Origin of the sequence: Bradyrhizobium manausense, from assembly GCF_001440035.1 — a bacterium.
In the GTDB taxonomy this organism is placed as follows: domain Bacteria; phylum Pseudomonadota; class Alphaproteobacteria; order Rhizobiales; family Xanthobacteraceae; genus Bradyrhizobium; species Bradyrhizobium manausense.
Genome location: NZ_LJYG01000112.1, coordinates 393,017 through 411,141 on the forward strand (window position 1 = coordinate 393,017; position 18,125 = coordinate 411,141).

Sequence of the window (18,125 nt, forward strand, 5' to 3'; positions counted from 1 at the left end):
GCGGGATCTGACGCTGGATCGAATCGAGAATGGACATCGCTATCTGCCGCTGGAGGGGTTGGTGGCACGGGTCGTCGCGCCGGCCTGTTTAGGCCAGAGTTGGGACCGGAGACAAGCTCACTCCGCGGCCGCCTGCGCCGCGAGGGCGTCCTCGACCGGCGGCGGCTCGCGGTTGGGCGCCTCGCTGCTGTCGGCCATGCGAGCCAGTTTCTCGCGCGCGGCCTCGGCCTCGCGCTGCCTGTTCCACATGCTGGCGTAGAGACCGTCCTGTGCGAGCAGGCTGGCATGGGTGCCGCGCTCGGCGATGCGCCCCTGGTCCAGCACGATGATCTCGTCGGCGCCGACGATGGTCGAGAGGCGGTGTGCGATCACCAGCGAGGTGCGGTTCTTCGCGACGCGGTCGAGCGCGCCCTGGATCTCATGCTCGGTGTGGGTGTCGAGCGCCGACGTCGCCTCATCAAGCACCAGGATCGGCGGCGCCTTCAAGACGGTGCGCGCGATCGCGACGCGCTGCTTCTCGCCGCCCGACAATTTCAGGCCGCGTTCTCCGACCTGGGTCTCGTAGCCCATCGGCGCCATGCGGATGAAATGGTCGATCTGCGCAAGACTTGCGGCTTCCTCGACCTCGGCATCATCAGCATCCCAGCGGCCATAACGGATGTTGTAGCGGATCGTGTCGTTGAACAGCACCGTGTCCTGCGGCACCATGCCAATCGAGGCGCGCAAGCTCGCTTGCGTGACCTGCCGGATATCCTGGCCATCGATCAGGATCTTGCCGCCGGAGACGTCGTAGAGGCGGAAGAGAAGGCGCGAGATGGTCGACTTGCCGGCGCCTGACGGGCCGACGATCGCCACCGTCTTGCCGGCCGGCACCTCGAAGCTGATGCCTTTGAGGATCGGCCGCTTCGGCTCATAGGCAAAGCGCACGTCCTCGAAGCGCACGGTGCCGGCGGAAACGACCAGCGGCCGCGCACCGGGCGCGTCCTTGATCTCGGCCTCGCGGTGGATCACGTTGAACATCTTCTCGATGTCGATGATCGCCTGCTTGATCTCGCGATAGACCATGCCCATGAAATTCAGGGGTTGGTACAGCTGGATCATCATGGCGTTGACCAGCACGAAATCGCCGACCGTGTTGGTGCCGTTGCGCACGCCGATCGCGCACATCAGCATCGTCGCGGTCAGCCCCAGCGTGAAGATCACGGCCTGCCCCGTGTTGAGCACGGCGAGTGACGTGTAGGCGTGGACGCTCGACTCCTCGTAGCGCGCGACCGAGCGGTCGTAGCGTTGCGCCTCGCGCGCCTCGGCGCTGAAATATTTGACGGTCTCGTAATTGAGCAGCGAGTCGATCGCCTTGGTGTTCGCGTCGGTGTCGGAATCGTTCATCTTGCGGCGGATGCCNCCGCCACTCGGTCGCGACGTAGGTGTAGTACATGTAGACCGCCACCGTGATCAGCGTCGCGACCACGTAGCGCCAGTCGAACTGCCACAGCAGCACCGCCATAAGCAGCGAGACCTCGACAATGGTCGGGATCAGCTGAAGGATCACCATGCGCACGATGACCTCGATGCCCGCGCGGCCGCGCTCGAGCACGCGCGTCAGGCCGCCGGTCTTGCGCTCGAGGTGAAAACGCAGCGAGAGCTCGTGCATATGGATGAACGTGATGTTCGCGAGCTTGCGCACCGCATGCATGGCGACACGCGCAAAGATGCCGTCGCGCCATTGCGTCAGCACCGCCATCACGATGCGCATGATTCCGTAGCTCGCCGTCAGCAGCAGCGGCGATGCGACCACCCAGAGGTGCCAGTTGCCGGCCTGCACCGGCGCCGTGTCGGCCCCGGTGAGCGCATCGGTTGCCCATTTGAAGCTGAACGGCACCGTCAGCGTGATCAACTTGGCCGCGAGCAGCAGCACCATCGACCAGACCACGCGCATTTTCAGGTCGAAGCGGTCGCTCGGCCAGATATAGGGCCACAGATGCGCAAGCGTGCCCATCAGCGTGGCCCGCTCCAGCGGTCCGGCAGCGGAAGCAGGAACGTCGGTGCCGTCTAGCGATTGAGGTTGGTCCATCAAGAAAGCCTGAGAGCCCACCAAAGGCGGGCGGCGCTGCGATTAACGATTTGTGCCCCCCATATAGAGACTTCCCGATGCCAAAGCACCCCGCCAGATGGCGAATCTTCGATTGTTCATCGCCGTTTACCGGTAGATTTCCGGGTAGTCCGAATCACCTGAAGGGCTTGACGCCACTTCGCTGCAATGCATCATGACAGCAATGAGCACCATCAAAACCGTTTGTGTCTATTGCGGCTCCGGCCCCGGAACCAATCCCCACTTCACAGCAGGCGCTAAAGCGTTCGGCAAGGCGCTGGCCGAGAACAATATCCGCCTGGTCTATGGCGGCGGCTCGCTGGGCCTGATGGGCTCGGTCGCGACATCAGTGCTGGACCACGGCGGCACCGTCACCGGCATCATTCCCGAATTCCTGCGCAAGCGCGAGAATGCGCTGACGCGCGTGCAGGAAATGATCGTGACGCCCGACATGCACGAGCGCAAGCGGCTGATGTTCGAGCGCTCCGACGCCTTCGTGGCGCTGCCGGGCGGCGTCGGCACGCTGGAGGAGCTGGTCGAGCAATTGACCTGGAAGCAGCTCGGCCGGCACGCCAAGCCGGTGCTGCTCGCCAACATCGACAATTTCTGGGAGCCGCTGTTCTCGCTGCTGTCGCACATGCGCCAGACCGAGTTCATCCGCGCCGGCCTCTCGGTCGACATTCTCAAGGCCGATCGCGTCGAGGACATCCTGCCGAAGCTGAAGGCGGCTGCGGCGCAGATCGCCGAGACGGAAAAGCAGATGGCGCCGGAAGTCGCGCGCAAGCTGTAATCAGTCCTGCGGAAACGTCACCGCCTCGATCCGGTTGCCGTCGGGGTCGACGACGAAGGCCGCGTAATAGCGCACGCGGTCATGCGGACGGAGGCCCGGCGCGCCGTCGGAGGCGCCGCCGCTCGCAACCGCAGCAGCGTGGAATGCATCGACCTCACCTGTCGTCTTCGCCCGCAGACAGATATGCACACCGCTCTCCGGGGGGACTGGCGGCATGGCCTCGCGCAGATTGATCCAGAATTCAGGATAGGCCTTGCCGAAGCCGACCGTGCGCGGCCGGGTGACCAGGCGCGTGAGCCCGAGCGTGGCGAGCGTGGCCTCGTAAAACCTTGCAGCCCGATCGAGATCGCTGACGCCGACGGAGATGTGGTCGATCATTGGCGCGCTCCCCTGTCTCCCCACGTCATTCCGGGGCGATGCAACGCATCGAACCCGGAATCTCGAGATTCCGGGTTCGCCTCTTCGAGGCGCCCCGGAATGACGGTTGCACCATCCTACGCCGGCGCGCCCGACTTCACGAGCTTGTAGATCACCGAATCCATCAGCGCCTGGAACGAGGCGTCGATGATGTTCGGGGACACGCCGACCGTGGTCCAGCGGTCGCCGTTCTCGTCCTCGCTCTCGATCAAGACGCGCGTCACCGCGCCGGTGCCGCCATTGAGGATACGGACGCGGTAATCGATCAGCGTCAGGCCCTCGATGTATTTCTGGTATTTGCCGAGATCCTTGCGCAGCGCGACGTCGAGCGCGTTGACGGGACCGTTGCCTTCGGCGGCGGAGATCAGGCGTTCGCCGGCGACGTCGACCTTGACCACGGCGAGCGCCACGGTGACGCGCTCGCCGAGCGCGTTGTAGCGCTGCTCGACATTGACGTCGAACTGTTCGACCTCGAAATAATGCGGCACCTTGCCGAGCGTCCGGCGCGCCAGCAGGTCGAACGAGGCATTGGCGGATTCATAGGCGTAGCCCTGCGCCTCGCGCTCCTTCAACTCCTCGACCAGTCGCGTCAGCTTCGGATCGCTCTTCTCGTAAGGAATGCCCGCACGATCGAGCTCGGCGATGACGTTGGAGCGGCCGGCCTGGTCCGACACCAGCACCTTGCGGTGATTGCCGACCAGTTCGGGCAGCACATGCTCGTAGGTCTGCGGATCCTTCATCACGGCGGAGGCGTGGATGCCTGTCTTGGTGACGAAGGCGCTCTCGCCGACATAGGCCGCATGGCGGTTTGGCACGCGGTTGAGCATGTCGTCGAGCGTGCGCGAGACCTTGACGAGCGTCGCCAGCTTTTGCGGCGTCACCGAGATCTCGAAGGCGTCCGAAAATTCCTTCTTCAATTTCAGCGTCGGGATCAGTGAGCAGAGATTGGCATTGCCGCAGCGCTCGCCGAGGCCGTTCAGCGTGCCCTGGATCTGCCGCGCGCCGGCGCGCACCGCGGCCAGCGAATTCGCCACCGCCTGCTCGGTGTCGTTATGGGCGTGGATGCCGACATGGTCGCCGGGAATGTGTTTTGTCACTTCAGTGACGATGGTCTCGACCTCGTGCGGCATGGTGCCACCATTGGTGTCGCACAGGACCACCCAGCGCGCGCCGGCATCGAAGGCCGCCTTGGCGCAGGCGAGCGCAAAGCTGGCATCTTCCTTGTAACCGTCGAAGAAATGCTCGCAGTCGAGCATGACCTCGCGGCCCGCGGCCTTCGCCGCCGCGACGCTGTCGCGAATCGAGGCGAGGTTATCCTCCTTCGTCGTCTCCAGCGCGACGCGCACCTGGTAGGCCGAGGACTTTGCCACGAAACAGATCGCGTCGGCCTTCGCCTCCAGCAGCCCGGCGACACCAGGATCGTTGGAGACCGAGCGCCCTGCCCGCCGTGTCATGCCGAACGCAGTAAAGCGCGCATGGTTGAGTTTCGGCCTGGACGCAAAGAACTCGGTGTCGAGCGGATTGGCGCCGGGATAGCCGCCCTCGACATAGTCGATGCCGAGATCGTCGAGCATGTCAGCGATGACCTGCTTGTCGGCCAGGGTGAAATCGACGCCGTTGGTCTGCGCGCCGTCGCGCAGCGTGGTGTCGAACAGATAGAGGCGCTCCTTACTCATTGCGTCGCTCCGAGCGTCTTTTTCATGGTGGTGTTGGCGAGCCACTCATCGTTGACGGTGACGCTGTTGCGCTGCTGGGCCGTGTAGCCGCGCTTGGCGAAGAAGTTCTGGGCGGTGTCGCTGGCATCGACCGTGAGGTTGGTAGCGCCGCGGCCGCCGGCGAGCTTCTCCAGCGCGTCGACGAGCAGGGTTGCGATACCCTGCCCCGCCACGGCCGGGTGCACATAGAGCATGCGGATATGGTCGGCGCCGCGCAGCGAGGCAAAGCCGACGGGCGAGCCGTCGAGCGTCGCCACCAACGTCAGGTCGGACGCGAGGTGCTTGCCGAACTCCTCGTCCTCCGCCATCTCCATCCAGGCCTGCTGCTGCGCCTCGCTGTAGTCGTCACCGGTCAATTCCTCGATGCTGGCAGCGAAGATCGCGGCCAGCATCGGAACATCGGCCGGCAGGAACGGCCGCAAGCNNNNATGCGCTTGTGCCATCACGCCAGCTCCCAGGTCGTCACCGGCTTGCCGTCGGCATCCTTGCCGTCCTTGAGCACCACGCCCTTGGCGGCGAGCTCGTCGCGGATGCGATCGGATTCCCTGAAATCCTTTCGCGCGCGCGCAGCCGTGCGCTCCGCAATCAGGCGGTCGATCTCGCCGGCATCGACGCCGCTCGCCTCGCGCTTGCGGCCTTCCCATTGCGCCAGGCTCTCGGACAGGAAGCCGAGCAGACGCAGCGAGGCCGAAAGGCCGGCCGCATCGGCCGCATTGCGCAGACCATGCAGCGCCGCGATTGACTGCGGCGTGTTGAGATCGTCGAGCAGCGCGTCGACCACAGACGCCGCGGGCTTGGACGGCGCAACGTCAGCCGCAAAGCGATACCAATCGTTGAGCGTCTTGGCGCTCTCCTCCAGCGACTTCATGGTCCAGTCGATCGGCGAGGTATAGTGCGTCTTCAGCATGTTGAGGCGCAACACTTCACCCGGCCAGTCCTTGAGCAGCTCGTGGATGGTGACGAAGTTGCCGAGGCTCTTCGACATCTTCTCACTCTCGACCTGCAGGAAGCCGTTGTGCATCCAGGTGTTCGCCATGCGCTGCTGGTGGAAGGCGCAGCAGGTCTGGGCGATCTCGTTCTCGTGATGCGGAAACACGAGATCGATGCCGCCGCCATGGATGTCGAACTGCTCGCCGAGATGCTTCCAGGCCATGGCCGAGCACTCGATGTGCCAGCCCGGACGGCCCTCGGCCTTGATGCCTGATGGCGACGGCCAGGACGGCTCGCCGGGCTTGGACGGCTTCCACAGCACGAAGTCGGTCGAATCCTTCTTGTAGGGTGCGACGTCGACGCGGGCACCGGCGATCATCTCGTCCAGCGAACGCTTCGACAGCGCGCCATAGCGCGGCAGTCCGTCATTGACCGCGTTCATCGCCTGCGGCGAGAACAGCACGTGATCCTCGGCGACATAGGCGAAACCGCCCTTGACCAACCGTTCGATGATCTCGCGCATCTCGCCGATATGCTCGGTCGCGCGCGGCTCGACGCTCGGCCGGAGCGCGCCGAGTGCATCGACGTCGGCATGGAATTGCTTGCCGGTCTGCTCGGTGACCTTGCGGATCGCCTCGTTCAGCGGCAGGCCGGGAAAATCCCGCGCGGCGCGGTCGTTGATCTTGTCGTCGACGTCGGTGATGTTGCGGACATATTTGACGTGGGCCTCGCCATAGAGATGGCGGAGCAGCCGAAACAGCACGTCGAACACGATCACCGGCCGCGCATTGCCGATATGGGCGTAGTCATAGACGGTCGGTCCGCAGACATACATGCGGACGTTGTTCGGATCGAGCGGCACAAAGGGCCGCTTTTCTCTGGTCAGCGTATCGTGAAGACGCAATTCCATATGGACACCCATCGGCTGTTGGCCGGGCGTCCAGTGCTCTCAATGTGTTTTGAGAAAAGACGGCTCCAGCCAGCGAATCGCTAGCTCGTAATCTCGCGGCAAATAATGCAGATGGCGAGGAGACCGTTCATGCGGCGACATATGGGCCATGAGGCCGGCTTTCGTCAAGAGAGCCACGGAAATGCCGCTTTATTTCCGCAAAGCCCGTCGCCCTGCCGAGATGGTTCATCATCCTTAACCATTTGAGCCCATTCTGGAACCGGCGGTTCCTATTTTTGCCCCAAGGTGTTTTCATGCGATCCTTGCTCGCGCTCATTTCCTGCGCCTCGATGCTTGGCGGCTCGATGCTCGGCGCCTCGATCCTTGGCGCCTCCAGCGCCTGCGCCGAGACCCGCATCTTCATCATTTCCAACCAGGCCGACGGCTATGGCGTCGACCAGTGTCTGGCCAAGGGCGAAAAATGCGGCGCGCAGGTCGCCCGCAGCTACTGCCAGTCACGAGACTTTGCACAGGCATCCAGCTACCGCCGAGTCGATCCCGACGAAATTACCGGGTCTGTCCCCAAATCCGGCGCAAACTGCTCCCATGGCCATTGCGACGAATATGTCGCAATCACCTGCCAGCGCTGAATTTCGCTCGGAGCTGGCGGACCTTAGGACCTGTCTTCGGCCCCTGAAACGACGTGACGATGCCGCCGGAAGCGGCTATTGGAGGGCGCGCGTCGGCCCCCCAGATCACTGAGGGCCGTGACCTCGCTAGAATGGCGGATATGCCTGAATTTTTGTCTCTGTCCCGTCCCCGCTTCCTCATTGCCAGCACAGTGCTTCTCAGCCTCGTGCTCGCGACTGATGCCTTCGCACAGGCTGGCCCGCCGGGCGCGCCGCCGCCTCCACCTGCCCAGGGCGGCCTCGGCCCGAACCCGATGTGCGTGCGCCTTGAAGGTCAGCTCGCCGCGCTCGACCGCGGGACGGGCGGCGATCCCGCACGCGAGGACCAGATCCGTCGCTATCAGGATTCCCAGGCCAAGCAGCAGGCCGAGCTCGACCGCGTCACCATGCAGGCGAAGCGCATGGGCTGCGATTCCTCCGGCTTCTTCTCGCTGTTCGGCGGCCAGCAGGCGCAATGCGGTCCGGTCAACACCCAGATCCAGCAGATGCGCGCCAATCTGGACCAGATCACCGGCAATCTCGAGCGCCTGCGCGGTGGCGGTCCCGGCGGCAGCCCCGAACGCGACAGCCAGCGCCGCTCGGTGCTGATGGCGCTGGCGCAGAACAATTGCGGCCCGCAATACGCCAATGCCGTGCAGTCGCAGGGCGGCAACTTCCTGAGCAATCTGTTCGGCGGCGGCAACAACCCCAACAATCCGCCGGGCGCGCCGCCAGCCGATTTCGGCGGCCCGCAGTCCGGCACCTATCGCACCGTCTGCGTGCGCACCTGCGACGGCGCCTATTTCCCGATCTCGTATGCGACCGTGCCGGCGCGCTTCCCCGACGACGAGAAGACCTGCAAGGCGCTTTGTCCAGCGGCCGAAGCCACCCTCTACGCCCACCGCAATCCCGGTGAGGACATGAGCTCCGCGGTCTCGATCAGCGGCCAGCCCTACACGGCGCTGCCGACCGCCTTCAAATTCCGCAGCGAGTTCAACCCGTCCTGCTCCTGCAAGGCGGCCGGCCAGAGCTGGGCCGACGCGCTGAAATCGGCCGACGACAAGGCCGCCGTGGAGCAGCAGGGCGACATCATCGTCACCGAGGAGAGCGCCAAGAAGATGCAGCAACGGCAGCTCACCAAGGGTGCGCCGGCGAATGCAAAGAAGGGCGCAGCGCCGGCCACCGCCGCCGCACCGGTCGCGACCCCGCCTGCGGATGCGAGCCCCACGACCACGTCGGAGAACAAGCCGATCCGCTCGGTCGGCCCGCAGTTCTTGCCGCAGCAGAAGTAGTCAGCTCACACGACGGCGACAGTAGGGTGGGCAAAAGCGCGTAGCGCTGTGCCCACCGTTAGATCAGGTGGGCACGCTTCGCTTTGCCCACCTACTCTATCAACTCAGCCCTCGAACGCGTCGATCGACGCCTGACCGCCGCGCGAGATCAGCGTCTCGTCGGGTGCGGGCAGCTTTTCGCCCCGATCGCGGAAGCGGTTGGTGATGGGATAGCGGCGGTCACGGCCGAAGTTTTTCCGCGTCACCTTCACGCCCGGCGCGGCCTGGCGGCGCTTGTATTCGGCGACGTTGAGGAGATGGTCGATCCGGGTCACCGTCTCGCGGTCGAAGCCGGCTGCGATGATCGCCTCGAGCGGCTCCTCATGTTCGACCAGACGTTCGAGGATCGCATCGAGCACGTCGTAAGGCGGCAGTGAATCCTGATCGGTCTGGTTCTCGCGCAATTCGGCCGTCGGCGGCCGCGCGATGATGTCGGGCGGGATCACCTCGCCCGCGGGCCCCAGCGCGTCGTCGGGCTTCCAGCTGTTTCGCAGCGCCGCCAACCGGAACACCTGCGTCTTGTAAATGTCCTTGATCGGATTGAAGCCGCCGTTCATGTCGCCATAGAGCGTGGCATAGCCGACCGACATCTCGGACTTGTTGCCTGTCGTCACCACCATCAACCCGGTCTTGTTGGAGATCGCCATCAGCAGCGTGCCGCGGGTGCGGGCTTGGAGATTCTCTTCGGTGATGTCAGGCGGCAGGTTCTTGAACAGGCCAGACAGGATGGTCTCGAAGCCGTTCACGGCTTCCGCAATCGGCAGCACTTCGTAACGGATACCGAGATGGCCGGCGAGCTCGCCGGCATCGGCAATCGAGTGTGCTGCCGTGTAGCGATAAGGCAGCATCACGCCGTGCACCTGATCGGCACCGAGCGCATCGACCGCGATCGCCGCACACAGCGCGGAATCGATGCCGCCGGAGATGCCGAGCAGCACGCCGGGAAAGCCGTTCTTGGTCACATAGTCGCGCAGGCCCAGCACGCAGGCAGCGTAATCGGCGCGGTCGCCTTCCGGCTGCTCGGCGATCGGACCGGTGCAGCGCCAATCGCCTCCATTCCTGGTGAAGCGCAACGTCGTGATGCTCTCGGCGAACGCCGGCAATTGCGCGGCGAGCGAGAGATCGCCATTGAGCGCGAACGAGGCTCCGTCGAACACGAGCTCGTCCTGGCCGCAGACCTGATTGAGATAGACCAGCGGCAGGCCGCTCTCGGTGACCCGCGCGACGGCCACCGACAGGCGCACATCGTTCTTGTCGCGGGCATAGGGTGAGCCGTTCGGCACCAGAATGATCTCGGCGCCGGTCTCGGCCAGCGTCTCGACCACGTTCTCGTAATCCTCGGACTCTTCCAGCCAGATATCCTCGCAGATCGGCACGCCGATCCGCACGCCGCGCACGGTGACAGGGCCCGAGGCAGGTCCGCGCGAAAACAACCGCTTCTCGTCGAACACGCCGTAATTCGGCAGATTGCACTTGAAGCGAAGGCCCGCGATGCGCCCGCCATCGAGCAGCGCGCAGGCATTGTAGAGCTTGCCGTCCTCGACCCAGGGCGTGCCGACCAGCAATGCCGGGCCGCCGTCAACGGTTTCGCGCGCGAGCGCCTCGATGGCCGCGCGGCAGGCGGCCTGGAAGGCCGGCTTCTGCACCAGATCCTCCGGCGGATAGCCGGCGATGAACAATTCCGGAAACAGCACGAGGTCGGCGCCGTCGGCGATGGCGCGCGCTCGTGCGATGCGAACCTTCGCGGCATTGCCCTCGATGTCGCCCACGGTCGGATTGAGTTGGGCGAGCGTGACCGCGAATGCGCTGAGACGTTCGGTCATGGTCGTCTCGTCCAGCTAGAGGAACCCCAATCGCTCGATGATGGCGATGATCCAGAATGCGCCGGCCATCAGCAGCGCGACGCCCACGGCGGCCGAGCCCATGTCCTTGACCCGGCCGATCTGCTTGTCGTGGTCCATGGTCAGACGATCGGCGAGCTTCTCGATCGCGGTGTTGAGCAGCTCTACGACCAGCACGAACGCAACCGCACATACCAGCTCGACCGCCCGCATCGCAGTGGCGGCGACGAACCACGCCACCGGCAGCGACAGGATCAGCGCAAAGACCTCCTCGCGGATGGCCTGTTCCGAACGGAACGCAAAGGCCATTCCGTTGCGGGAATTGATCGTGGCCTTCCAGAGTCGCAGCAAGATCCTAGAGCCCCGCTGCGGCCGGCATCGGCCGAACCTTGCCGGCGCGATCCTGCTTCAGCAGTTCGGCGACGAGGAAGGCCATGTCGATGGATTGCTCCGCATTGAGACGGGGATCGCAGACCGTGTGATAGCGGTCGTTGAGATCCTCGTCGGTGATGGCGCGGGCGCCGCCGATGCACTCGGTGACGTCCTGGCCGGTCATCTCCAGATGCACGCCGCCGGCATAGGTGCCTTCCGCGGCGTGGATCGTGAAGAACGACTTCACCTCGGACAGCACACGGTCGAACGGCCGCGTCTTGTAGCCCGTCGTGGAGGTGATGGTGTTGCCGTGCATCGGATCGCACGACCAGACCACCACCTTGCCCTCGCGCTTCACCGCGCGGATCAGGCCCGGCAGATGATCGGCGACCTTGTCGGAGCCGAAGCGGTTGATCAGGGTCAGCCGGCCGGGCTCGTTGTCGGGGTTGAGCACGTCGATCAGCTTCAACAGCTCGTCGGGCTTGAGCGAAGGGCCGCACTTCAGGCCAATCGGGTTCCTGATGCCACGGAAATATTCGACATGACCATGATCGAGCTGACGGGTGCGGTCGCCGATCCAGATCATGTGACCCGAGGTCGCATACCAGTCGCCGGTGGTGGAATCGACCCGGGTCATGGCCTGCTCATAGCCGAGCAGCAGCGCCTCATGGCTGGTGTAGAAATCGGTGGCACGCAGCTCCGGATGGCTTTCGAGATCGAGGCCGCAGGCGCGCATGAAGTTGAGCGCCTCCGAGATGCGGTCGGCCAGCTCCTTGTAACGGCGGGACTGCGGTGAATCCTTGAGGAAGCCGAGCATCCATTCATGCACGCTGCCGAGATTGGCGTAGCCGCCGGTCGCGAACGCGCGCAGCAGGTTCAGCGTTGCGGCCGACTGGCGATAGGCCATCAGCTGGCGCTGCGGATCGGGAATGCGCGCTTCCTTGGTGAAGGCGATGTCGTTGACGATGTCGCCGCGATAGCTCGGCAGCTCGACACCACCCACCTTTTCGGTCGGCGACGACCGCGGTTTTGCAAACTGGCCGGCGATGCGGCCGACCTTCACCACCGGCACCGCGCCGGCATAGGTCAGCACCACCGCCATCTGCAGCAGCACGCGGAAGAAATCGCGGATGTTGTTGGCGCCGTGCTCGGCAAAGCTCTCGGCGCAATCGCCGCCCTGCAGCAGGAAGGCCTCGCCGGCGGCAACCCGCCCCAGCGCCTTCTTCAGATTGCGCGCCTCGCCGGCGAACACCAGCGGCGGAAACGTCGCAAGCTGCGCCTCGACGTCGGCCAGGGCCTTGGCGTCGGGATAGTCGGGCACCTGTAGCACCGGCTTGCTGCGCCAGGACTCGGGCGTCCACCGCTCGGACATCGCAATCTCTCCGTGAAGCAAAAAGTGCAACCTGATCTGTGGGTTGCGAGGGCCGCCTTATACACAGGCTGGCACGACACCGCCAGTTGTAAATCCATTTCGCAATGCAAACCCTTGCGAGCAAAGCCGAATTCGCATTTGCTAGGGGGCGGCAGCAGAAACCGGCAAGACAGCTTCCCCATGGACGCGCCACTGGACGACGTTTTCATCGACGAGATCAGCTTCCCGGCGACCGACGGATATGCGCTGACAGGCACGCTGTTTCTGCCGCGCGGCGCCAAGCGCAATGCCGTCCTGATCAATTCGGCGACCGCCGTCCCGCGCAAGATCTACAAGGGCTTTGCCTCCTATCTCGCCCATCGCGGCTGCGCGGTGCTCACTTACGACTATCGCGGCATAGGCGATTCCCGCCTGCCGGCGCTGGTCGGCTACATCAAGCCGAAATCGCTGGTCGGCTTCAAGGTCTCGATGTCGGACTGGGCCGCGCAGGACGTCACCGCCGCGGTGCGCTGGATGCGCGAACGCTATCATGGCCTTCCGCTCGCTTACGTCGGCCACTCCTTCGGAGGTCAGGCGCTCGGGCTGATCGAGAACAACAGCGAGATTTCGCGCGCGGCGTTCGTGGCCTCGCAGGCCGCGACCTGGCGGCTGATGACGTCGCCGGAAAAATACCGCGTCTTCGCCTTCATGAATTTCATCGGCGTACCGCTGGTCCACGCCTTCGGCTACGCGCCAGGCTGGGTCGGCATCGGCGAGGATTTGCCCAAGGGGGTGTTCCTGCAATGGGCCGAGTGGGTCTCGAGCCCGCGCTATCTGTTCGATTCGAAACTGCCGGCGCTGGAGAACTTTGCCAGGTTCAAAGGCGAGCTGCGCGCGCTCTGCTTCTCCGACGATCCCTGGGCGACGCGGCCGGCGGTCGAGCTGCTCACGTCAGGCTTCACTGCGATCAAGCCGGAAGTGCTGACGGTGAAGCCGTCCGACGTCGGTGCCAAGGCGATCGGCCATTTCGGCTTCTTCCGCCCCGAACACCGCGACACGCTGTGGCGCGGCGTCGCGGAATGGATCCAGGGGGAGTGATGGTCAGGCAGACGGATTGCTGCCCATCACGTCTTCGTTGTCGGCCAAATTGAAACTGATTTCCGCCATCGTCGTTTGCGAATGCCAAGAGGGCGGCAACGCGACTGATCTCGTTGCGACCACACCCGAGGCGACGAGGACATCATGGAACATCACTCCAGGAGCGGCGGCCTCATCAGCGAAAGCAAGGTCCCCGAGGTCACGCTCGGCTTCTGGATCATCAAGATCGCCGCCACGACGCTGGGCGAGACCGGCGGCGACACTGTGACGATGACGCTGAACTGGGGTTATCTCGCCGGCACATGCCTGTTCCTGGCGGCGCTGGTCGTCCTGGTCGCAGCGCAGATCCGCGCGCAGAAATTTCATCCGGCGCTGTATTGGGCAACCATCGCGGCCTCGACCACCTTCGGAACCACGATGGCCGACTTCGCAGACCGTTCGCTCGGTATCGGCTACACCGGAGGCGCGACGGTGCTGCTCGCCTGTCTCGTGCTGGTGCTGGGTCTCTGGTATCGCACTGAAGGCACGATCTCGGTCAACAGCGTCAGCACGCCGCGGACGGAAGCCTTCTATTGGGGAGCGATCACCCTCTCGCAGACACTGGGCACCGCGCTCGGCGACTGGATCGCCGACACCGGCGACATGGGCTATCGCGGCGGCGCGCTGATCTTCGCGGCCGGGCTCGCCATTGTCGCAGCACTCTATTTCTGGACGCGTATCTCTCGCGTGACCCTGTTCTGGGCTGCCTTCATCCTGACGCGGCCGCTGGGCGCAACCGTCGGCGACTTCCTCGACAAGCCGCTCGACCAAGGCGGACTGGCGCTCAGCCGGCCGCTGGCCTCGATCGTGATTGCGGCATTCATGCTGATCTGCCTGCTGCTGATCCCGCAGCGCGCGGGGCAACATCCGGGCGATCACGCAGCCGAGCGCGCCTAGCGAATGATCGTCGTCAGCGACGAGTAGCGCTTGTTCGGCTTNTTGGCCTCGGCCGCCGAGAACTGCGCAAAGGCGTCGCTGACGCGGGTCGCCGGCGGCGTGTCGCTGGCGAAGCGGAATTCCTGCGGCCGCGGCGCGTAGAAGCTGGCGCTGTAATAGGAATCGTCGAAGCGCGCCTCGCCGATCCCGAACAATGCGTCGCATGCGTACAGGAGCGCGTAGACTCCCACGACTGCCACGACGACCTCCTTGAGAACTGCCATGTTGATGCCCTGCCCTTTTGCGGCAGAATGCAGGCCGGTTCCAAAACTCTGGTTTAAGACGCCGTGCTTCTTGTCCGCACGGTTTGCCGCTCCTGAGCGGATTGCAGACAATTTTATCGATCTCGAACAGAGAGCGCCTCAGCGACTTGCTTCCGAGGCTACAGGACCCCCGCTGGGCGCGGCAGCGCTGCATCTTTGCGGCTTGCCGCTCTCGATCAGAAAACCGCCTCGTCCTTCAGCGCCGCAATCACCTGCTCTCCTTGCACCGTCAGGCGATACGTCACCAGTGGACGGCTCGACGGCGGCTTGCGGTCGACCTCGACGATGTAGCCGCGCACCATCAGCGCTTCGAAGCTGCCGTAGTAGCCGTACATGCTGATCTGGTTCTGCCTCAGCAGCTTGAACTCGCGCAGCAGGCGGATCTCGTTGCCCGAAAGCAGCGAGCGGCGGACGCGCTGCACGAAGCTCGCGCGCTGCTCGAACCAGGCCGCATCGGGCAGCTCGCGCGCAGCAGGCACGGCGTCGCGGTCGCACGGACGCGCCTCGACATCCGCCTTCACTGCCGGCGCTGACGGCAAGCTGCTGCCGACCGCTTCCCTGGCATCGTCGAGCAACGCGATCGGCCAGCGCCGCTTGTTGTCGACCATGACAGGCGGCGGCACCACGTTGTCGCGCACCAGCTGCTCGAAGCGGCCGGCGGTGACGCCGACATAAGCAGCCGCGCGGCGGCGGTCGACCAGACCGGCATCCCGCCCGCGCTCCAGCTCGCAAGTGATCGCCTCGTTCACCCCAAATCCCCCCACCGCATCGTTGCGGGCGCGTCGCCGCGCGGGCCCGAAGGGCCCGTCGGCGGATGACACTAGGGTGAAATCAGCGTTCTCAAAAGGCAGAGAGATTCGTACAGGTTGCTGCCGTTTCGGCAACAGCTATAGTGGACCAGGGGTCCCATGCGCTTTCATTCACCTTCCATCCAATACTTTCACGCCGTCCGTCGCACCGGCTCGATCCGGGCCGCGGCGCGCCTTTTGAACGTCGCTTCGTCAGCCGTCAGCCGCCAGATTCTCAAGCTTGAACGAGAGGTTGGATCACCCTTATTCGAGCGGACCGCGCGCGGCCTGACGCTCACGACCGTGGGCGAGATGCTGGCCCGCCACGTCATGAACGTGCTGCAGGACCTCGATCGCTTCCGTTCCGACGTCGCATCGCTGTCCGGGGCCTGGCACGGCACCATCAGCATCGCCTGCATCGAGTCGCTCACGGAGTCGGTGCTGCCGGATCTGATTGCCTCGCATCGCAGCCGGGCCAAGCGCGTCAGCTTCACCACCGAGGTGATGGGATCATCCGACGTGCTCGAAGCTTTGAGGCGGGGCGAAGCCGATATCGGCATCGCGATCGCGCTCAGGCATCCGCCCGACCTGCGCCAGGTCGCATTGAAGCGGTTTCGCCTCGGTGCCCTCGTCGCCCGCGAACATCCGCTGGCGCGCCGCAAGACCGTGACGCTGGAGCAATGTCTCGCCTTCCCCGTCATTCAGGCGCTGCCGGAGCTGTCGATCTATCATCTGCTCCAGCCATTGATCGCGCAGCTGTCCGAGACGCCAGAGCCGGCGATCCTGGCCAACTCGATCGACCTGATGCGCGAGCTCGCCGCGCGCGGCGTCGGTGTCGCCTTCCAGACCCAGCTCGGCATTATCAGGCTGTCACGCGACGCTCAGCTCGTGTTCCTGCCGCTCGACAATGCCGGCAGCCCTGTCTGGTCCGATCTCGGCATCTATGTCCGCGCCGAGCGCACCCTGCCCGCCTTTACGGACTCATTTCTCCAGGAGCTGGTGCGCGAGCTGGGCGAGCGCGAGCGGCGCGAGAGCGCGGCCTACCCGCACGTCACGTGACGCGCGCTCAGGCGTGACCGTTCTCCTTGCGATGCCCGACATCGCTGAGGCGGTCGACCCAGGCGATGCCGATCGCCGAGATGATAAAGGTCAGATGGATCAGCACCTGCCACATCACGCCGGTCTCGGTGAAATTGCTGCGCGTGGTTCCGAGATTGCCGGCCTCGATGAAGGTCCTGAGCAGCGAGATCGAGGAGATGCCGACGATCGCCATCGCGAGCTTGATCTTGAGCACGCTGGCATTGACGTGACTCAGCCATTCCGGCTCGTCGGGATGGCCGCGCAGATTCAGGCGCGAGACGAACGTTTCGTAGCCGCCGACGATCACCATCACGAGCAGGTTCGAGATCATGACGACGTCGATCAGCCCGAGCACGACCAGCATGATCTGCTGCTCGCTGGCGTCGAACGAGTGCGCGACCAGGTGCCAGAGCTCTTTCAGGAACAGCAGCACATAGACTGCCTGCGCGACGATCAGGCCGACATAGAGCGGCAATTGCAGCCAGCGCGAGCCAAAGATCAGCCGCGGAAACAGGCCGACCGGCGGGTTCGCCAAAGCTGCTTTGGGTTCGGACGACATCGATGACTCCAGAAAGGCGAAGCAGGAAAAACCAAGGTGTGATTTAGAGACTTGCGATGACAGGCGCGAGCTCGAGCGAGCCGCGATAGATCATCTCGAAGGCGACGTAGACGATGATGGCGAGGCCGACATAGGCGATCCAGCGCTGCGTCTGCAGCACGCGGCCGAGCAGATCGGCGGCAACGCCCATCAGCGCGACCGACAGCAACAGGCCGAACGCCAGGATGTAGGGATGCTCGCGCGCGGCGCCCGCGACCGCGAGCACGTTGTCGAGCGACATCGAAACGTCGGCGGCAACGATCTGCATCGCCGCCTGCCCGAACGTCTTGCGCCGCACCTCCGTGTTGCCAGTATTGCCTTGACTGAACGCGAGCTGGCTGGAATGCGCCGCCTGCTCGCGCAGCTCGCGCCACATCTTCCAGCACACCCATAGCAGCAGCACGCCGCCGGCCAGCAGCAGGCCGATCACCTGCAAAAGCTGCGTTGCAACGCCGGCGAAGACGATACGCAGCGCGGTCGCGGCGGCGATGCCGACGATGATGGCGCGGCGACGCTGCTCGGACGGCAGACCGGCGGCGGCAAGGCCGATGACGACGGCGTTGTCGCCGGCGAGCACGAGGTCGATCAGAACGACCTGGAGCAGCGCCGTCAGCGCGTCGGCCGTGATGAAGTCAATCATGTCTCGTCATTCTTCGGATCTGACCGGTCCAGCCAGTGCGGCTTGCGGCGCTCGATCCAGTCGAAGGCCTTTGAACGCGACGCGCGCAGCGCCGGCACGTCCTCGGCGAGCAGCGCGAGGCCGAGCGGCAGCATCCAGATGCCAAGCACCGGCAGGAAGGACAGCACGCCACCGACGACGAGCAACGCGCCGGAGGGAATCCGGATCCAGCGGCTGGACGGTTGCAGGAGATAGTCGACGGTGCCGGCAAGGCGCGGCGGCAACCGATGGACGAGCGCGTCGAGCCGCGG

General features: G+C 64.7%; 18 protein-coding genes and 1 pseudogene. 6 read left to right on the forward strand and 13 right to left on the reverse strand.

Annotation, left to right across the window (positions count from 1 at the left end; all coding sequences use genetic code 11):
* Positions 1-117: 117 nt before the first annotated feature.
* Both AOQ71_RS38415 and AOQ71_RS49320 read right to left on the reverse strand, forming a co-directional pair.
* Positions 118-1,401, reverse strand: a 1,284-nt coding sequence (locus AOQ71_RS38415) for an ABCB family ABC transporter ATP-binding protein/permease (protein WP_245317368.1), incomplete at its 5' end; no start/stop codon positions are given.
* A 1-nt stretch (position 1,402) separates the two neighbouring features.
* Positions 1,403-2,071 (reverse strand): annotated as a pseudogene (locus AOQ71_RS49320) (ABC transporter transmembrane domain-containing protein); the annotation flags it as partial.
* A 202-nt stretch (positions 2,072-2,273) separates the two neighbouring features.
* Here AOQ71_RS49320 and AOQ71_RS38420 point away from each other — a divergent pair.
* Positions 2,274-2,879 (forward strand): LOG family protein, encoded by a 606-nt coding sequence (locus AOQ71_RS38420; protein ID WP_057758407.1) that lies wholly within the window; start codon positions 2,274-2,276, stop codon positions 2,877-2,879.
* On the opposite strand, the gene AOQ71_RS38425 is transcribed toward AOQ71_RS38420, so the two are convergent.
* The 4 genes from AOQ71_RS38425 to cysS all read right to left on the reverse strand — a co-directional run bounded on the left by AOQ71_RS38425 (position 2,880) and on the right by cysS (position 6,851).
* Entirely contained in the window at positions 2,880-3,257 is a 378-nt protein-coding gene (locus AOQ71_RS38425; protein WP_057758409.1) for a VOC family protein, read from the reverse strand.
* Positions 3,258-3,373: 116 nt separating this feature from the next.
* Positions 3,374-4,972 carry a citramalate synthase gene (gene cimA, locus AOQ71_RS38430; RefSeq protein WP_057758411.1) on the reverse strand — a complete coding sequence of 533 codons (1,599 nt, stop codon included), beginning with the start codon at positions 4,970-4,972 and terminating at the stop codon, positions 3,374-3,376.
* Positions 4,969-5,433 (reverse strand): GNAT family N-acetyltransferase, encoded by a 465-nt coding sequence (locus AOQ71_RS38435; RefSeq protein ID WP_157083806.1) that lies wholly within the window; start codon positions 5,431-5,433, stop codon positions 4,969-4,971. The genes cimA and AOQ71_RS38435 overlap by 4 nt, the downstream gene beginning before the upstream one ends.
* Before the next feature lie 20 nt (positions 5,434-5,453).
* The gene (gene cysS / locus AOQ71_RS38440; RefSeq protein ID WP_057759064.1) at positions 5,454-6,851 is read right to left on the reverse strand and encodes a cysteine--tRNA ligase; all 1,398 of its coding nucleotides are present in this window, start codon (positions 6,849-6,851) and stop codon (positions 5,454-5,456) included.
* Between the two features lie 293 nt (positions 6,852-7,144).
* Here cysS and AOQ71_RS38445 point away from each other — a divergent pair, with 293 nt between their 5' ends.
* Positions 7,145-7,480, forward strand: coding sequence for a hypothetical protein (locus AOQ71_RS38445; RefSeq protein WP_057758415.1), 336 nt, complete (start codon positions 7,145-7,147; stop codon positions 7,478-7,480).
* A gap of 131 nt (positions 7,481-7,611) precedes the next feature.
* On the forward strand, positions 7,612-8,790 hold the full coding sequence (locus AOQ71_RS38450) for a DUF2865 domain-containing protein (RefSeq protein ID WP_057758417.1): 1,179 nt from the start codon (positions 7,612-7,614) through the stop codon (positions 8,788-8,790).
* 104 nt (positions 8,791-8,894) lie between these two features.
* Here AOQ71_RS38450 and AOQ71_RS38455 read toward each other — a convergent pair whose 3' ends face one another.
* The 3 genes from AOQ71_RS38455 to AOQ71_RS38465 are packed head-to-tail and all read right to left on the reverse strand — an operon-like array spanning position 8,895 to position 12,414.
* Positions 8,895-10,652, reverse strand: a complete 1,758-nt coding sequence (locus AOQ71_RS38455) for an NAD+ synthase (protein ID WP_057758420.1) — start codon at positions 10,650-10,652, stop codon at positions 8,895-8,897.
* A 15-nt stretch (positions 10,653-10,667) separates the two neighbouring features.
* Positions 10,668-11,021, reverse strand: coding sequence for a diacylglycerol kinase (locus AOQ71_RS38460; protein ID WP_057758422.1), 354 nt, complete (start codon positions 11,019-11,021; stop codon positions 10,668-10,670).
* Positions 11,022-11,025: 4 nt separating this feature from the next.
* Entirely contained in the window at positions 11,026-12,414 is a 1,389-nt protein-coding gene (locus AOQ71_RS38465) for a class II 3-deoxy-7-phosphoheptulonate synthase (protein ID WP_057758424.1), read from the reverse strand.
* A gap of 180 nt (positions 12,415-12,594) precedes the next feature.
* On the opposite strand from AOQ71_RS38465, the gene AOQ71_RS38470 reads away from it, so the two are divergent.
* Positions 12,595-13,491, forward strand: a complete 897-nt coding sequence (locus AOQ71_RS38470) for an alpha/beta hydrolase family protein (protein ID WP_057758426.1) — start codon at positions 12,595-12,597, stop codon at positions 13,489-13,491.
* 144 nt (positions 13,492-13,635) lie between these two features.
* Positions 13,636-14,427 (forward strand): COG4705 family protein, encoded by a 792-nt coding sequence (locus AOQ71_RS38475; RefSeq protein WP_057758428.1) that lies wholly within the window; start codon positions 13,636-13,638, stop codon positions 14,425-14,427.
* 478 nt (positions 14,428-14,905) lie between these two features.
* Here AOQ71_RS38475 and AOQ71_RS38485 read toward each other — a convergent pair whose 3' ends face one another.
* Positions 14,906-15,478, reverse strand: a complete 573-nt coding sequence (locus tag AOQ71_RS38485; RefSeq protein ID WP_057758432.1) for a hypothetical protein — start codon at positions 15,476-15,478, stop codon at positions 14,906-14,908.
* Between the two features lie 159 nt (positions 15,479-15,637).
* On the opposite strand from AOQ71_RS38485, the gene AOQ71_RS38490 reads away from it, so the two are divergent.
* Positions 15,638-16,576 carry a LysR family transcriptional regulator gene (locus AOQ71_RS38490; protein WP_057758433.1) on the forward strand — a complete coding sequence of 313 codons (939 nt, stop codon included), beginning with the start codon at positions 15,638-15,640 and terminating at the stop codon, positions 16,574-16,576.
* A 7-nt stretch (positions 16,577-16,583) separates the two neighbouring features.
* Here the strand turns inward: AOQ71_RS38490 and AOQ71_RS38495 are convergent, their stop codons facing one another.
* From AOQ71_RS38495 to AOQ71_RS38505, 3 genes are all read right to left on the reverse strand, one after another.
* Complete coding sequence (locus AOQ71_RS38495; RefSeq protein WP_057758435.1) at positions 16,584-17,156, reverse strand: TIGR00645 family protein; 573 nt, start codon at positions 17,154-17,156, stop codon at positions 16,584-16,586.
* 43 nt (positions 17,157-17,199) lie between these two features.
* On the reverse strand, positions 17,200-17,835 hold the full coding sequence (locus tag AOQ71_RS38500; RefSeq protein ID WP_057758437.1) for a TerC family protein: 636 nt from the start codon (positions 17,833-17,835) through the stop codon (positions 17,200-17,202).
* A partial coding sequence (locus AOQ71_RS38505; protein WP_245317369.1) for a hypothetical protein occupies positions 17,832-18,125 on the reverse strand: 294 nt, incomplete at its 5' end. The genes AOQ71_RS38505 and AOQ71_RS38500, both read right to left, overlap by 4 nt.

Bases quoted from the DNA above. Each gene is read 5' to 3' on its own strand.
- AOQ71_RS38475 (WP_057758428.1), top strand. From the start codon at position 13,636: ATGGAACATCACTCCAGGAGCGGCGGCCTCATCAGCGAAAGCAAGGTC.
- cimA (WP_057758411.1), bottom strand. From the start codon at position 4,972: ATGAGTAAGGAGCGCCTCTATCTGTTCGACACCACGCTGCGCGACGGC.
- AOQ71_RS38465 (WP_057758424.1), bottom strand. From the start codon at position 12,414: ATGTCCGAGCGGTGGACGCCCGAGTCCTGGCGCAGCAAGCCGGTGCTA.
- AOQ71_RS38470 (WP_057758426.1), top strand. From the start codon at position 12,595: ATGGACGCGCCACTGGACGACGTTTTCATCGACGAGATCAGCTTCCCG.
- AOQ71_RS38450 (WP_057758417.1), top strand. From the start codon at position 7,612: ATGGCGGATATGCCTGAATTTTTGTCTCTGTCCCGTCCCCGCTTCCTC.
- AOQ71_RS38495 (WP_057758435.1), bottom strand. From the start codon at position 17,156: ATGTCGTCCGAACCCAAAGCAGCTTTGGCGAACCCGCCGGTCGGCCTG.
- cysS (WP_057759064.1), bottom strand. From the start codon at position 6,851: ATGGAATTGCGTCTTCACGATACGCTGACCAGAGAAAAGCGGCCCTTT.
- AOQ71_RS38425 (WP_057758409.1), bottom strand. From the start codon at position 3,257: ATGATCGACCACATCTCCGTCGGCGTCAGCGATCTCGATCGGGCTGCA.
- AOQ71_RS38445 (WP_057758415.1), top strand. From the start codon at position 7,145: ATGCGATCCTTGCTCGCGCTCATTTCCTGCGCCTCGATGCTTGGCGGC.
- AOQ71_RS38490 (WP_057758433.1), top strand. From the start codon at position 15,638: ATGCGCTTTCATTCACCTTCCATCCAATACTTTCACGCCGTCCGTCGC.
- AOQ71_RS38420 (WP_057758407.1), top strand. From the start codon at position 2,274: ATGAGCACCATCAAAACCGTTTGTGTCTATTGCGGCTCCGGCCCCGGA.
- AOQ71_RS38455 (WP_057758420.1), bottom strand. From the start codon at position 10,652: ATGACCGAACGTCTCAGCGCATTCGCGGTCACGCTCGCCCAACTCAAT.
- AOQ71_RS38500 (WP_057758437.1), bottom strand. From the start codon at position 17,835: ATGATTGACTTCATCACGGCCGACGCGCTGACGGCGCTGCTCCAGGTC.